General features: G+C 46.0%; 14 protein-coding genes. 5 read left to right on the forward strand and 9 right to left on the reverse strand.

Translation table 11 applies throughout. The features are described from left to right. Positions 1–177: 177 nt before the first annotated feature. Positions 178–1347 carry a mechanosensitive ion channel family protein gene (locus ACO0LG_RS10065; RefSeq protein WP_423025875.1) on the reverse strand — a complete coding sequence of 390 codons (1170 nt, stop codon included), beginning with the start codon at positions 1345–1347 and terminating at the stop codon, positions 178–180. A gap of 295 nt (positions 1348–1642) precedes the next feature. Then, on the reverse strand, positions 1643–2179 hold the full coding sequence (locus tag ACO0LG_RS10070; protein ID WP_423025877.1) for a hemerythrin domain-containing protein: 537 nt from the start codon (positions 2177–2179) through the stop codon (positions 1643–1645). A gap of 323 nt (positions 2180–2502) precedes the next feature. On the opposite strand from ACO0LG_RS10070, the gene ACO0LG_RS10075 reads away from it, so the two are divergent. Continuing rightward, positions 2503–2916: a CopG family transcriptional regulator gene (locus ACO0LG_RS10075; protein WP_423025879.1), complete on the forward strand. Its 414-nt coding sequence runs from the start codon at positions 2503–2505 to the stop codon at positions 2914–2916. A 50-nt stretch (positions 2917–2966) separates the two neighbouring features. Next, entirely contained in the window at positions 2967–4220 is a 1254-nt protein-coding gene (locus ACO0LG_RS10080) for an alpha/beta hydrolase family esterase (RefSeq protein ID WP_423025881.1), read from the forward strand. Between the two features lie 91 nt (positions 4221–4311). Here the strand turns inward: ACO0LG_RS10080 and ACO0LG_RS10085 are convergent, their stop codons facing one another. From ACO0LG_RS10085 to ACO0LG_RS10095, 3 genes are all read right to left on the reverse strand, one after another. Further along, positions 4312–6417: a catalase gene (locus ACO0LG_RS10085; protein WP_423025883.1), complete on the reverse strand. Its 2106-nt coding sequence runs from the start codon at positions 6415–6417 to the stop codon at positions 4312–4314. 109 nt (positions 6418–6526) lie between these two features. Continuing rightward, positions 6527–7045, reverse strand: coding sequence for a hypothetical protein (locus ACO0LG_RS10090; protein WP_423025885.1), 519 nt, complete (start codon positions 7043–7045; stop codon positions 6527–6529). Positions 7046–7171: 126 nt separating this feature from the next. After that, positions 7172–7585: a BON domain-containing protein gene (locus ACO0LG_RS10095; protein WP_423025887.1), complete on the reverse strand. Its 414-nt coding sequence runs from the start codon at positions 7583–7585 to the stop codon at positions 7172–7174. A 487-nt stretch (positions 7586–8072) separates the two neighbouring features. On the opposite strand from ACO0LG_RS10095, the gene ACO0LG_RS10100 reads away from it, so the two are divergent. Then, positions 8073–8279, forward strand: coding sequence for a hypothetical protein (locus tag ACO0LG_RS10100; protein ID WP_423025889.1), 207 nt, complete (start codon positions 8073–8075; stop codon positions 8277–8279). Positions 8280–8732: 453 nt separating this feature from the next. On the opposite strand, the gene ACO0LG_RS10105 is transcribed toward ACO0LG_RS10100, so the two are convergent. After that, positions 8733–10700, reverse strand: a complete 1968-nt coding sequence (locus ACO0LG_RS10105; protein WP_423025891.1) for a PAS domain S-box protein — start codon at positions 10698–10700, stop codon at positions 8733–8735. 600 nt (positions 10701–11300) lie between these two features. Beyond that, on the reverse strand, positions 11301–12359 hold the full coding sequence (locus tag ACO0LG_RS10110; protein ID WP_423025893.1) for a DNA-binding protein: 1059 nt from the start codon (positions 12357–12359) through the stop codon (positions 11301–11303). A 205-nt stretch (positions 12360–12564) separates the two neighbouring features. On the opposite strand from ACO0LG_RS10110, the gene ACO0LG_RS10115 reads away from it, so the two are divergent. Continuing rightward, a complete protein-coding gene (locus ACO0LG_RS10115; protein WP_423025895.1) occupies positions 12565–13545 on the forward strand; it encodes a site-specific integrase in 981 nt (326 codons plus the stop codon). A gap of 40 nt (positions 13546–13585) precedes the next feature. After that, entirely contained in the window at positions 13586–13933 is a 348-nt protein-coding gene (locus ACO0LG_RS10120) for a hypothetical protein (protein ID WP_423025897.1), read from the forward strand. 248 nt (positions 13934–14181) lie between these two features. On the opposite strand, the gene ACO0LG_RS10125 is transcribed toward ACO0LG_RS10120, so the two are convergent. Continuing rightward, positions 14182–14673, reverse strand: a complete 492-nt coding sequence (locus ACO0LG_RS10125; protein ID WP_423025899.1) for a Fur family transcriptional regulator — start codon at positions 14671–14673, stop codon at positions 14182–14184. A 264-nt stretch (positions 14674–14937) separates the two neighbouring features. Beyond that, complete coding sequence (locus ACO0LG_RS10130; protein ID WP_423025901.1) at positions 14938–16221, reverse strand: glycoside hydrolase family 47 protein; 1284 nt, start codon at positions 16219–16221, stop codon at positions 14938–14940. Between the last annotated feature and the right edge of the window lie 82 nt (positions 16222–16303).

Consider the following 16303-nt stretch of genomic DNA (forward strand, 5'->3'; position numbering starts at 1 on the left):
GTACGCGTTTAACATGTATTGTGTGCCAAGGTTAACGTGATTTTGCTGTATTGGCAACTAGCATGGAAGATGGATATAAAACCAACAAAATTTGCTGTAACAAACTTGCAGAGAAAGCAAGTGCAGAAATATTGAGGCGCGCACAGGAAGCGCTCGGTTGCTCATCATCCTACCCACTCAAAGCTGCCGCGACAATTTCATCTGGCTGGCCTGTTGAGGCTCGCGTGTGTCACTGGTTTCCACTTTTTCAATGCCTGCCACATTCAGGTATCTGATTTTTTGTACCGGATCAGAGAAGGAAATATGCCTGGCGAGCAGCTCCCGCATAATCTTTAAATTGACCGCTTGCTGTGTATCCATATACAAACCATATTCTGGCCTGAGCACATAATAAATTACCTCGAACTCGATGGAATTGCGGTCAAATAATTTTAGATGAGCGCGGTCAAAACGCACTTCTGACTGTTCTTTGACTATCTTGCGCAACATCGGTGGAATCAGCTCCAGTACATCAGGTGGCGTATCAGATGCGACCTTGATCACTAATTGCACGCGCCGGTCTTTCATGCGCTTGAAATTGCGTATGGTATTTTTCAGTAAATCGGCATTGGCAATGACAATCTGTTCTCCGCTGTCTGCGCGCAAGCGTGTGGTTTTCAAACCTACATGCTCGACCGTGCCAGAAATGCCGTTGATGTTGATCGCATCGCCAACTTCAAAGGGTTTGTCGACCGCAATCGCCAGAGAGGCAAACAAATCACCCAGTACATTTTGTACCGCCAGCGCGATGGCAATACCACCTATACCCAAACTGGCAATAAATGCAGATACATTGATACCCACATTTGACAACATGGCCAGCAAAAAAACCACCCATAAAACAAATTGCAAGGCCCATACAATGACGGTATGCGAAACACGGTTGACGGGCGCACCATCAGCCGCGACGGATGTGAAGTAACGCTTGCTCAATACCTTGATGGTTTTATTGATCCACAATGCAAGTTGTAAGCCAAATGCCAGGAACCACAAATGATTGACACGGTCACTCCAGCGCGCAGGTAAATCAAGAACGGCCACACCTATCAATACCGAGGTAATCAGCAGTGTAATATTGCTTGTACTACCCAGGATTTGCGGCACTAATCTGGCAACATGCGCATTGTTTTGAGCATGTTGTTCAATTTGTTCATTACTAGGCTCATGATTTGCAAGCAGCCTGCGTTTAAAAAAACCGATCAAGGCATGCATGAAAAAATAGGCAAAAACGGCAACGCCGCAAGCAGTAATCCAGCTAATCAGTGGAATGTCGAGAAAATGCGTATGAATGGCTACTTGAAAATCCATAATGATCCTGAAATTTTTTTTATTTGCACCTAAAGTGCCGCCCTTATACGCTCAGGCTGGAAATTGAATTGGCTGCCAGGCTTTAATCTTGATCTGACCTGGTGAAGCCATATTGGTACTGGCACAGACAGCTGGAGTGAAGCCAGAAGTCTAGGAATATCGCTGTCTATAGTCTGACAAGTTTGCGTCTGATGATGTGCGCTGTTTATCCTCGTTTATCCTCAACACGCTGCAGCGCTGCTCTGCAACGCGAGGCTGAAAGATTTTTACAGCCCCGCGCCCAGAACATGGGTCGTCACTGCAGGGATGGCAGAGTGATCTCGTCCTTGCGTTCTTGTATGGCCTCCCCCAAAGCAACCAGATCAAGTTTTGCTTTTTTTGCCTTTGGAAACATCTCTGTCTCCTCTTCTTTCACATGATGCTCAATTTGTTCTGACAATACCTTGACCTTGGCATCATAGAGATCGTCACCTGGTTCCATACTCAATATCTGGGCAATCAAATCCTTGGCGGCAGCATGTTCGACAGTAGCTTCATCCAGCATATCGTCGGTATTCGTCGTCGCTTCGCGTACAGCTGTATAAAAAATTTCTTCTTCAGCAATTGTATGCTTGGTGAGCTCCAGGCAAATTTGGTGAGCAATTTTTTTCTTGCTCACCAATGCTGCGTCACCCAGGCTTTCAAACTTGCTGAACAATGCCTTGACGTTTTTATGATCTTGCTTGAGCAGGCTGACTGCATCTTGCGCTTTAGCGCCTTTGGTTTTCTTAGGGAGAACGACGGCAGGGATTTTTACAGATTTGGCTTTTGCCGCAGGAGTCGCAGTAGGCATGATGTTTCCTTCAATGTCGTTGATGGACGTAGGTTTTAAGCTAATTAATCAAAAAATAGTCTGATGTAATACCTGTTGCAAACTCAGTAAAAAAAATCAGTTACACAGAAGCGAACAGGGAGATTCCATCTTAAAACCTGCGCCTGAAAATGCGAGTAAGCCTCAGCCCCCAAGCTATGTAGGACAAAAAGCAGGGATTCTTGTCGCTGCAATTAAAGCTTTACTTTATAAAATCCATTGATATACTCCAATTAGCATCCAAATACCATCCATATGGATGTTATTAATGATTAAAATCTAAAGAAAGTATAAAAAGGCATGCCATGAGTGTCACCGATATACGGCCTAAGGCCAGCGATACAGAAAAAATTACGATTAATCTCGGTCTGGTTGATCTGGGTCAGGTCGATCTGCTGGTGCAGGAAGGCTTTTATTCCAATCGTACCGATCTGATACGTACTGCAATACGCAACCAACTGCTGACACATGCTGAAGTCATACGTCAGACCGTCACGCGCAGGAGTCTGGTACTAGGCTTGCAGCATTACACGCGTGCTGATCTTGAAGCCGTGCGGGATGCTGGCGAGCGTTTGCAGATACAGGTGCTGGGCTTAGCCAGTATTGCGGCGGATGTCAGCCCTGAACTCGCAGTTGCAAGCATCGCCTCCATCTCTGTGCTGGGAGCATTCCAGGCCAGCACCGCAGTGAAGGCAGCCCTTGCAGACCGCATCAATTAAGTATTACCTCTATTTCTTAAGCTATTTCATATGCACACTGAAAGCACTACATGAATTTCAATCAAAATTTACTGGCCCGTATGCGCAAGGCCACCCTGTCCTGGCGCGACGCACAGGCATTTGCTCTACCTGCTCAGAACAGCATGAATCCAGAGCAACTGCAAAAATTAACCGCCGTCACAGAACTAATACAACGCACTCTGAATGAGCACTTGCCAGGCATGGAAAAGACAGACAGTCATACCAACCCTGCGCCTGGGCGACAAGGTGATGCATCTCAGGAATCGTCTTTACATGATATCAACCCGGCTCCTGAAAAAAGGCCAGTCCCGCCATCAGCTAATGCAAGATACATGGCAGACATCATTGATGCTGATGTGTCGCAAACTCAGAAAAATGGCAAGGCAGATGCTGGCCGTTTTGTCAGCGGCAGTTACGTCAATCCACACGGCAAACGTAGCTATAAACTGTATATCCCTTCCGGCTACAATGGCGATAAAGGAAAAGCCTTACCTCTGATCGTTATGCTGCATGGTTGCACGCAAGGGCCAGATGATTTTGCGACCGGCACAGGCATGAACCTGATTGCAGAACAACAGCAATGTCTGGTCGTTTATCCTGCTCAGGATCAGGGAGCCAACTCATCGAAATGCTGGAACTGGTTCAAGGCGATGGATCAACAGCGCGACCAGGGCGAACCCTCGCTGATCGCTGGCATCACCCGTGACATCATGGCCAACTATCATGTCGATGCAGACAGCGTATTTATCGCTGGTATGTCAGCGGGTGGTGCGATGGCAGCCATCATGGCAGATGCCTATCCTGAGCTCTATGCCGCAGTTGGCATCCATTCAGGCCTGCCATTTGGCGCAGCCAGTGATTTGCCATCAGCAATGGCGGCGATGCGTGGCGCAGCAAATCAGATTAAAAAGCCGGTTACAGGAAACGCCGTGCCTATCATCGTCTTTCATGGCGATCAGGATCATACTGTCCATAGCAAGAATGCTGACCGCATCATGGCGCGATACCTGGGAAGCAAGCAGTCAAGCGCATTGAAAGCCCAAAAAGAAGACGGCAGCGGCAAACTTGGCCGGCGTTATACGCGCACGCGCTACGCTGAAAATGCTTCTTCACAACAAGCTGGCGCAAAGACTGCCCCTGCCGAACAATGGGTCATCCATGGCGCTGGCCACACCTGGTCTGGCGGTAACAGTCAAGGTAGTTTCACCGATGCAGCAGGGCCAGATGCCAGCCGGGAAATGCTGCGTTTCTTTTTGTCGCAAGTAAATCAGAATCAAGCGTAATCCGATAAAAATGAAAATAAAAAAAAGCCTGATGCTGTCACTATGCATCAGGCTTTTTCTTGTTCACAAGTGCCTTTGCCGTCAAGGCCGCTTATAGCGGTGTCCGCACAAATTTTTCACGAGCCCATAAGCGTGTTTTTGCGGCAGCGATGAAGTTTTTCAATTGATCTGTCGATATGACAGCATCATCTTTATCAATACCTGCCGCAGTCAACAACACTTCGCCGCCCGCATCATAGGCTATTGCTTTCAAGTGACTGAAGGCGTCACTGACAAAGCCTTTCGCTGCCATATCCCGTTCCAGTTTTTTTGCCGACGCATCAGACAAAATAATAGCGACAGCATCAAAGATGACTGAAGGGCTGCCTGCCAGTTGGCCATCCACCTTGGCTTCTTTGCCATCTGATAAAAGTATGCCATTGATGCGCGGAGCAACCAGTTTGTACTTGCCCTCTGCCGCTTCAACAGCCGCTTTGACTTTGTCCAGAATCCTGGCATCTGAACCGTCAGCGATGAGGATACCAACTACACGACCCGCCAGAGTATCCTTCATTTTGTCTATCAACCCCAAAGCTGGGGACGCAGGCAAGTCTTGTATCTCTACCTGAGTAGCCGGCGCGGCTGGCAAATCTCTTAGGCCCAGTCCGGCAGCAACGCGCTGCGCGAGGTCTTCATTGATATGCCGCATATGGCCCACCATGGCTGCAGGTATATGCGGGTGCTCGACTTTTGATAATTCAAAGACCAGTGCTGAAACTATATGCGCTTGTTCAATTGCATTCTGACTGGCATAAAATTGACGTGCCTGACTGTAATGATCGGCGAAGCTTTCAGGGCGGATACGGCCTTTATCACCAGCCACAGGTTCTGCCATGCTTGTAAAACCTGTTGCAGGTTGCTCGCGTGGCGCATCCTTTGCCAGTGAATTTGGCTCATAGGCTACCCTGCCAGTGGGGCGCCCCATTTGCATATGTCCATCACGCTGGTGATTGGCGAATGGGCACTTTGGTGCATTGACGGGAATCTGATGGAAATTAGCAGAACCCAGCCTGGACAATTGCGTGTCCAGATAAGAAAATAAACGCCCGTGCAATAAGGGATCATTCGAAAAATCGATGCCGGGAACTATATGCGATGGGCAAAATGCCACTTGCTCAGTCTCGGCAAAGAAGTTATCTGGCCATCTGTCGAGCACCATGCGCCCTATTACTGTCAAGGGCACCAGTTCTTCCGGGATGAGTTTGGTCGCGTCAAGATGATCAAACGGGAATTGATCTGCTTCTTCCTGCGTAAATAACTGTACTGCCAATTCCCACTCGGGGAAATCACCGGCAGTGATAGCTTCAAAAAAATCACGTCTATGAAAGTCAGGATCGGCACCTGCAATTTTAACTGTTTCATCCCAAACCGTGGATTGCAAGCCGGCTTTTGGGCGCCAGTGGAATTTTACAAAAGTCGATTCGCCGCTCTTGTTAATCAAGCGAAAAGTATGTACACCAAAACCTTCTATCATGCGTAAAGATCTTGGCAGTGTACGATCGGACATGATCCACATCACCATGTGCATGGCTTCTGGCGTGAGGGAAATAAAATCCCAGAATGTGTCATGTGCCGTCGCAGCCTGAGGGAAGCCACGGTCAGGTTCCATTTTCACGGCATGAATAAGATCTGGGAATTTAATGGCATCCTGGATAAAGAACACAGGTACATTATTACCCACCAGATCCCAATTGCCTTCTGATGTATAGAACTTGACGGCGAAACCGCGTACATCTCTTGGCGTGTCCACAGAACCAGAACCACCAGCAACTGTGGAAATGCGGGTAAACACCGGAGTTTGATGCCCCACCTCGGTCAGGATTTTAGCGGTAGTATATTTTTCTAACGAATGTGTCAGCTCAAAATAGCCATGTGCAGCCGTCCCGCGGGCATGAACAATACGCTCAGGAATGCGCTCATGATCAAAATGGGTAATTTTTTCCCTGAGGATAAAGTCTTCCAGCAAGGTCGGACCTTTGACGCTGGCTTTCAAAGAATTTTGATCATCTGCAATGACGACACCCTGATTTGTCGTCAATTGCGGATGTGTTTTTCCTGCAATTTGATGCAGTTCCCCTCCATTACCGATGGAGGTGGAAGTCAGGTTTTTTGTTTCTTTTATTTCTGCTTTGGCTGCGGCTGTCTTGGTTTTAGGCATGGTAGGCGATCTACAAAAAATAATTTGAATAAAAATAAAAAACGGGCTGCTCCATACAAATGAGCAGCCCATTTTTTACATTGCCATATTGTCTTGCTATGACAAAAAGTTAAGACACGCTGGCCTCGGATGTCGAGTTGATATCTTCTGCGCCGGCTTTTTTGTAAATTTCTTTCGCACTGGAGGCTTGATCAGAATTATCAGTATGCACCGAGATCAAAATGTTACCGCCGCGGATTTTACCGTCATACAGTTTTGCCTCATATTCAGGAATACCCAAGCCGACCAGGGCACCAATAATGCCGCCTGCAGCACCAACCAGCGCAGCACCGCTTAATGCAGCCATGATAGGGCCGGCAGCAATGAAAGGACCAACGCCTGGGATCGCCAGCGTACCAATGCCTGTCAACCAGCCCAGTATGGCACCTACGCCCATACCAGCAACGCCACCTGTGGCAGCGCCTTCAGGCAATTTGGTATTTTGCTCATGCGCAAAATCCCGGGTACCAGTCTGATCAGGGAAAAGGACAGAGATATCGCCACTTGGAAATCCTGCAAGTTTCAGATTATCGACGATGTTTTCAGCTTGGACGCGGTTTGTTGCGATACAGTAAATTGCGGTTGTCATATGAACTCCTTAGGTGGTGTAAATTGCGTATGTAATTAGTTTCCTGCTTTGTTTCCTACTTTTTTGTGCTGATATAGATAACTGACAGACTTGCTAACATCACTACTCGCTTGTCTGTTTTTCCGCTTAATTGGTTTTCACATCCAGCGAATTATTGATGGAAGTGACGCCCTTAACAGCCTGGGCAATTTTTTCAACTCTCACTTTTTCGTCTGCTGTCTTGACTGGTCCGCGTAAAGTAACCGCGCCTGCGTTCACCATAATCTTGACGTTGTGTGCCAGGACTGAGAGTGATTTGTCTGCAACGACTGAGCGCCTGACGGCTGCGAGCACCTGGCGATCTTCTTGTGTATTGAACTGATCTTCCGGCGTTTTATTCGCGGCATTTTTGTCGCGATTATTGATCTCTGTGTTATCCACATTTGATGCGGCTTTACCTTGTGTAACAACTGGTACAGGGTCAGCTGCAAATCCAGTGCCTGGCAAACCAGCCAGAGCCAGCAATGAAGTAACGCCAATTGTATTGAGTATTCGTCCCATTCATTTCTCCTGTTTAAGTCCAAGCGGACAAGTAGCGATAGATTAAGAAAATTCATCCATTGCATCTGTGCGGTAACCAACATGAAGAGATGGTCAGATACCAAAAGTTAGGAAAATAACTAATAAATAAATTACTATTTTTACAAATTCAAAATAGAGAAGCGACAATGTATTTCATAGCAGAAATGCAGCATATTTCTATCAACTTCAATACAGAGCTGAAATTAATTAGAGAGGTATCAAAATATTTTTTATGCAGGAAAAACATATGGAATATGCATAATCTGCTGCGCAAATTGCATATGAGGGGGGCAGTAGGATGACTCCTACAAAACGGGTCGCTGTTGTCCTGTTCTTTGCAGGCGCGATTCTATTTATGATGACATCTCTTTCGCAATATTGTCGTTGCTGCGGTACCTCTGGTTCTCGTTCTTTACTATCATTTGACGCAATATTACTTAGCCCCCCATCTTTCAGAGGAGTCATCATGAGAAATTTTTTCGGTTTCAATTTTTCAACTAAAAATCAAAACATTTCTGCACTGAATGAGCAGTTGGTCACTTCAGTTGTGACGGTGTCAGATATGGGTAGTAACAAGAAATCGAAAAACTTGACTTCTACAACACAGCATATCCATATGAAAAAACTGGAAGAACATCGCAGGAATTTGCGAACCATGTATTTTTCCAGCTAAAAGCTGAACATAATTGAAAATCTGGGAATGGCTATCAGCCTGACTATTGCCGTCATGCATCCAGCACTAGCCACTTAAGGCGGCACAATAAACAAGTGCGTAGAAAGATAGGCACATGTATGAGTCTACAGCACTTGTTTTGGTTGATCGCCTGTGGCTTGAGCGGACTGTCAGTTACCAGGTTGGTATTGATAGACAGGAATAATCATGACAAAAAAAGTCACCGAAAATCTCTCCAATACAAGCACGTCAGCGGCGCTGACTTTAAAGATGAAGTTAATCAATTGATCAACAGGTTGCCGTCGATGTCATACATAGAAATAAGTGCGGCAAAAGAGCAGTTTTTGCGTAGAATTGATCTCGCTATAACAAGCCATGTTTCCTAGCAGGAAAATATAACTTCCAAGAGGTTTCTAGACCCTTAGCTTGTTTTACGCCATCTGCTGAAGGGAATTATTGATGCTTATTGACGCTATTTGCGATCACAGTTCTGATCCTGAGTGCCAGTGCTTCCCGGCTGTATGGTTTATTCAACAACTCCACACCCGCATCAAGCCGCCCACCGTGCACGATAGCGTTCTGCGTATAGCCTGACGTAAATAAAACAGCCATATCTGGCAAAAGCTCGCGTGCTTTGCGTGCCAGTTCAGGACTGCGCAATGGTCCGGGCATGACGACATCTGTAAACAACAAATCAACTTTGGCACCGTTTTCAATAATAGCCAGTGCACTCTCTGCATCTGCTGCATGTAATACGGCATACCCCAAGCCAGTCAATATCTCGATTGCAGTAGCTCTAACTTGATCATCATCTTCTGCGACCAGAATAGTTTCAGTCCCGCCAACAATTTGCTCAGTCGTTTGCATCGCAAAACGGCTTTCCTGTTCTGTCGAGCGTGGAAGGTAGACTTTGACGGTAGTTCCGTAACCAAGTTCACTATAAATATTGATATGTCCCCCTGACTGCTTGACAAAGCCATACACCATGGATAATCCCAGTCCTGTTCCTTTGCCCTCAGCTTTAGTCGAGAAAAAGGGCTCAAACGCCTGGGCCACGACTTCTGGTGCCATACCTGAACCAACATCGGACACTGCCAGCATCACATATTCACCAGCGCTGACTTCTACGTGAGTGCGTGCATAATTTTCATCCAGGACAACGTTATTAATTTCTATGGTGAGCTTGCCGACGGAGTCCATGGCATCGCGCGCATTGACAGCAAGGTTAAGCAAAGCATTTTCGACTTGCGCAACATCGACAAAGGTATTCCACAGATCATCAGCCAGAATTGTTTCGACTTCGATAGTTTCACCCAGGCTGCGTTGCAACATATCTTCCATATCAAGCACAAAACGACCAATATTGACGACCTTGGGATCAAGCGCCTGCCGTCGTCCAAAAGACAATAAATAACTGGCCAACTTGGCACCGCGCCGTACACCCGCCAATGCATTGGTAACTCGTCTTTCTGCATGCTGGTTACCTGCAATCTCAGCAGACAATAGTTGAAGATTGCCTGAAATGATTTGCAGCAGGTTATTGAAATCATGGGCTATGCCGCCAGTCAATTTACCGATCGTTTCCATTTTCTGCGCCTGCTGCAATGCTTGCTCGGTTTTTTTCAGCGCGATGGCAGTTTCATACTTTTCAGTAATATCCCTGGTAACTTTGGCATAACCGACAAATTCATTGAAGGCATTGTAAATAGGGTCAATCACGACATGAGCCCGGAATTTACTTCCATCCTTTCTCACGCGCCAGCCTTCCTGTTCAAAACGACCTTCGGTCCTGGCGGTCAATAGCGCGCGCTGTGGTACCCCGCTATGCTGATCTTCTTGTGTATAGAAACGGGAAAAATGTGTGCCGATAACCTCTTCCTGTCGATATCGCTTGATATGTTGGGCACCAGCATTCCAGTTACTGATATAGCCGTCTTTGTCCAGCATGTAGATGGCATAATCAGTCACGCCTTGTACTAGTAGGCTAAATTGCTGCTCACTTTGACGCAGCGCTTCTTCCGCTGTCCTGCGGTCAGTGATGTCACGGGTAATTTTTGCAAAGCCAAGCAATCGACCATTTTCCCGGATAGCGTCTATGATCACGCTTGCCCAGAAATAAGACCCATCTTTGCGCACGCGCCAACCCTCAGTCTCGTAACGCCCCTCAGTCTCTGCAATCTGAAGTGAGCGACTGGGAAGACCGGCAGCCTGGTCGACTGCTGTATGAAACCGGGAAAAATGCTGACCAATGATTTCTTCGGAGTTATAGCCCTTGAATTTTTGCGCGCCTGCGTTCCAACTTACTACTCGACCATCAATGTCCAGCATGTAGATCGCGTAGTCAGTAATTGCATCAATCAGCAACTGGAAGCGTTGGAGATCTATGAGTTTTTTATCTTCGAGTAAATTTCGGCTGGACATCGGCTATTTCCACGGTGACAAACTTTGTTAGCTAGCGCGCATCAAGCTTATCTGCTTACAACTAGTAAATCATAGAATTTGGTGCTTCAACGATGCGTCAAATTGGCAATTCCGGATTCTGCCATTTTCATTCGCCTAATTTTATATTGTATCGTTAATACAAGCATAAACATGAGAAACGGTCTTAATTGTACGGTGGCTTACTGAAAAAGATGATGTGTTCTATTGATGTCACTGATATGCCACTGTTTTTTTCTCTGTGATTCGTTGAATCTGAAAACTGCAGAGCTCAAATAGCGTTGGGTAGCGTTTTGCGGATTTTGCTGGGCAATGTAGCAAGAGATCCCTACGCTTGACAATCTGATCATAGACGCAGGTAAAGAACTTGCCAGCCTCAAATAATTGTAATGTTGCTGCGCATGGCACTATTGCCTGAAATCGCCTTGTATATCTTCTCTGTAAAGAGAGGAACTCTGATTAAGTCTAAAACCGCAAAATTAATTATCAAAAAAATCAATGACTTACGAACAGTGAACCGGACTTAATCAGCGTTTCCTTAAGTTTATCAGCGTAATTCTTGGGAGGTCGGCAGCATTTTCTTTACTTGTCTGCCTGAGGCTCTTTCTTCTCCGGAATGATTCTCTCTAGCAACAAGTTTTTTAGCTCGGCCATCATCATCTCCTGCACATCGACTTTAGCCCTGGCGCGAGTCAGTTCCAATTCTGTCTGACGCAGTTGCTGTTGGTGCTGATGTGCATTCTCCCTCTCTTGGGAAGATATTGCGACCAAACTGGATTTTAATTCGTCAATCAAAACGTTCTTTTCAGTCAGTTGAGAATCAAGCAATTTAGCACGCTGCTCGATCGCACGTAATGCTTCTACCTGGCCATTTAATTTGCGGTAACTGGTTTGCTCTTCATAGATGGTTTTTTGTGCTTGCGCTATTTCTGCCACCCAGCGGGCACTATCCTGGTTGAGCCGTGTTATTTCATTCTGTTTATTAATCAAGCCTTGTTGCAACTGACGCTGTTCTGCCTGCAATTGCTGCACTTGCTGCTCATGGCGCCGGATATCCTGATCACGTTGCTCTTTCACTGATGCGCGATAGTGTTCAAGCGCATCACGGGCATGTTGATGTTTTTCTTCCAGTGACTGCCGGTGAACCTCATTTTCAGCCAGACGCTCTCGCAGGTCAAAGACTTGCTGGGCCAGAGTATGGTGAGCCATGGACTCTGTTTGCAAAGCTTCTTTTGTTTGCTCATGCGACGCTAGCTCTTGTTTGATGGCAGCAATAGTCAGGTCGAGTTTTTCTTTTGTCTGTGCATTTTTGGCTGTGAGTTCTTCGATTTCTGCTACGTGTAAACATTCTTTTTCACTGTATTGCGACTCTATATCAGCAATACGCTTTTTTGCGTCAGCCTCTAATCTATCTGCTATTTGGACCACCAGGTTTTGCAAGGCTTCGCTAATGGAGGCTTTATTGTCGGAACTACTGCCTCCCTCTTCTTCCAGCTCTTTGAGGTATTTGTGAATGGTTGTCTTGGAGCCAGTGTTGCCCAGAACGACTCTTACAGCATCAACTGAAGGGTGGCGACCCTGCGCTATCAAGGTATTGCGCGCTTTTTCAACTTCGGATTTATATAAACCTGTTCTGGCCATGACTTATCTTTTAAAATATCATAATATATTACGTACCATGTAATTACATACTAAATATAATATTAATTCAAGGATTTAAATAATTAATATAGTGCCGGATAAATTAATATTATCCGGTGTTAAGATGAAAATCCGATAAAATTGTTCCAATAATCCATGCATATCCAGTCTCAACGGACAATGGCAAAAACGGCATCAATAGCCCATGAACAAAATCGATCATTACTTACATGCTGGCACTCGTGACAATACCCGCGTCGCTTATCAGGCAGCTGTCAGGCATTACGAAATCGAATGGGGTGGATTTTTGCCCGCAACCAGCGAGAACATTGCTCAATACCTGGCTGATCATGCAGAAACGCTGGCGATGAATACGCTGCGTCAGCGGCTTGCTGCATTAGCGCAGTGGCATATAGACCAGGGCTTCACTGATCCAACCAAAGCACCGCTCATCAAAAAAATACTTCGCGGCATACAACGAGAGCATCCTGCTCAGGAAAAACAAGCCAAGCCATTCCAGCTTGAGCAACTTTCTTTGGTTGATCGTTGGTTGAAGAATTCAATCGCCGCTGCGAACGTATCAGGAGACCGTTCTGCAGAATTAAGGCACACCAGGAATCGTGCTTTATTGCTGCTTGGTTTTTGGAGAGGTTTTCGTGGTGATGAACTGACACGGCTGCGGATTGAATACATAGAAATCGTTCCAGGCCAAGGCATGAGTTTGTTCTTGCCGCATACAAAAAGTGACCGTCAAAATAAAGGAAGCACTTTTAAAGCACCAGCGCTAAAGCAGCTCTGCCCAGTTGCCGCTTATACCGCATGGAAGGAATTGACGGGTCTTATGTCCGGACCAGTATTCAGGTCGGTCAATCGCTGGGGACATATTGGGGATGATGGCCTGCATATGGATAGCCTGATCCCCCTGCTCCGCACCATCTTCAAAGATGCAGGCGTAATTAATGCAGATGATTACTCGGCACACTCGCTCAGGCGTGGATTTGCGAATTGGGCGAGCAGCAGTGGCTGGGATTTAAAAACGCTGATGGAGTACGTGGGCTGGAAAAGCGTACAAAGCGCGATGCGCTATATAGATGCGGTTGATCCATTCTCGCAACATAGAATTGAATCAAGCCTATCACTGCACGACAATGTATCAGGATCAAAATCACGTCTCACAGCAAGCTAATTGTTTATAATTAAATATTGCCAAATATTTAATTCGCATTATGCTGGGCACAAGCAAACAAATCCTGGAAGCACTACCCTTGTCACTTTTCAACGCGGTAATGATCATGATCATCGGGCTGCTATTTGTGGCGATGGCCGTTACTTACTGGCAAATACTTCAACAAAGAAAATATCCAGACAAGTACAGAACGGCAGAAGTTTTTGCATCAATGCGCGCTGTCGGAATATCAACAAGAAAAAAGGCCGGTGCTCTCCATGCGGGAGCAGCCTATGTATGGCAGTTGGTAACAGCTTTTCCTGAGCATGTGGTGCTGGCACAGGTGTCATTCAGTGCCTGCCTTGAGACGAATGATCAGACTGTCAGGAACAGATACTGCGGGAAATAGGCAGATTTCGTTATCTGTACTAAGGCATTTGGTGCAATTGCTATTGTCGACTATGACGATTCTAGCCACAATGGACGAGAAAAAGAGGATGCAGCGCGGGATACCCTGTTTTCAGATATAAGACTATTCCTGACCTTATGAAATTGAGGAAGGATATTACGCCGGACGCACTCAAATTCGTTGGCGTGATGACGCAAGTATCAGCGGTAGAACTAATATAACCGTTGCTGACATGACTTGGCATACCCTTAATTACGCTCGGAATTTTCAATTTTTGTTACTGTGTTCACTCGTATCAGTAAGGGTGACGATGATGTTTCCATGCCGTGCTGATGCGCAAGCTGATCTAATTTTTTTCTGAGTTCACTTTCATGGACAGTAATACTGCGTCCTGACCGCTCACAGACCAGGCATATCTCTTCGGCGGCGATACTTGCATCAGCTAATCGGTATTTCGCTTTACCTTCCACATCAAAAGAGCGCTGCAAAAAATTGATCGACGTCAAATCAGCGAGTACCCGATAAATCGTTGTGATACTACCTAACCTACCCTGCCTTAACAGTTCCCTCAAAATATCTTCTGGATAATGGTAACCTTCGCCAATTTGAATAATTGCCGCCAACATTCCTACGCGGCCAACAGTTGGCCGCAATCCTGCGCGCCGCAAATGCTCGGCAAGATCCGGTATTTCTCTCGAATTCATCGAGTTGAGTCTCATTTTCTTTTCTATTTTGACCATTTAAACATGTCTTTAGGGTGCGCACTTAAGCATGCTTGATGAGCATGGAGTAAACAAACGCAATAAACAAATAATAATGATTCTCATTAATATTTGCAAGTAACATGTTTGTATTTTTATATTTTAATGTAAATTTACTTCTCTCTCGACTGCAGCTTTAGATAATCAGAATTGAGTGAAAAGAATAAGAATTGAACTGAAATCCAAGTTAATGAGATTGAACTTATTGAGAGTTTATATTTTTATTTCACAGAGGAACAAAAATTACTTTACCTGCAATGGATGTGCCTCAGTATTGAAAGTGACTTTATCGAAATCCAACGTAGATTTTGGCGCAAACAAAAGGTAATAATATTTGAAGGTTTCGGCAAACAAGAAGCTTTCCATGGAATCGTCTTTTTCTTTGCTACGCACATCTTTCAAGGCTGCATAACCAGACTCGCTGCGGCAATATTTCACGAAGTCTTGAAAAAACTCCTTACCCATGAGGCGGTATTTTGCGTCACCAGTAGTGCGATACAGGTAATAAGCTGACTCAATAATTTCTGGCCGCAAATGATAACTGGCAGAAGTAACGGTCATGGTCTTATAATCGAGCGCCTCTGGCTCTATGCCATGCAGTCGCCACATTTTCAAGCCAGAATCCTGCAATCGCCTGGCGCGTTCTACGTCGCCACTCAACACCAACAGCGCGGGCATGAACGCATCAAGTGCGCCATAACGGCTTGCAGTGCGCGCTCCGCTTTGCATATTTGCACGCCCATACCAGTATCCACTATCGACTTCGTCCCCAAGATAGCGGTTAACGCTGTCTATACTGGTATCCCACATGGCTTTGCAATCAGCATCGCGAAACAAGCGCCAGCATTTATAGATATACTCGTAGTAAGAGTCAATGCCGCCACCGATGTGAGAATTCTGGTCAGCCCATTCCCCTGTTTCTACATTGATGCGCGCTCCAACCAGGCCGATGGATGAGCGGCGCTCATAGGTTGCTACCAATGCCTTCTTCGCTTTTTGGAAATAGATAGGCTTGTTGCTAAGTTTGCTCAGCATGCCAAACTCCAGTAGCAGCGTACCTGTCTCTGCGGGGTTGCTGACATTGCCACGCACTTGTCCGGTCTTGAGATTCACATGGGTATAGGGCAAGCCTGTAGGTGTTTCAAATACCGGCAATAATCGCTGTCCCAGATCTTCAGCGAGATTCAGCAGACGCTGGTCTTTTGTTATTTGGTAAGCGGATAGCAGGCCACCCAGCAGGCGAATCGTGATTTCAAAATTCTGAACATAGATATCCTGGTCAAAATTGAGCTTGGAGACGATCAGGTCTTGCGCTTCTTTTGCTTCTTTTTTCAAGCCCATGATCAGGAAAGTATCCAAGGCATCCACCGGTGTCATTAACAGCGAAGTGCCATACCAGTCATGTGGCGTGCGGCTCAATGGTTTTACTGCGTCATGACCCCAGGCAAATTGCTTATATGCTTGCCAGGCATGTTGGGTTTCATGTTTTACCTTGTTGGCCATGCGCTGCGATTGCGCTTCACTCATGCTGTTTTCTGCATGGACCAACGTGCTGCCAAGCGTAAAAAAGAGTAATGTACAAAGTATGTGTAGGGTCTTCAACATAGAA

This window comes from Undibacterium sp. Ji42W (assembly GCF_049340405.1).
Lineage (GTDB): Bacteria > Pseudomonadota > Gammaproteobacteria > Burkholderiales > Burkholderiaceae_D > Undibacterium.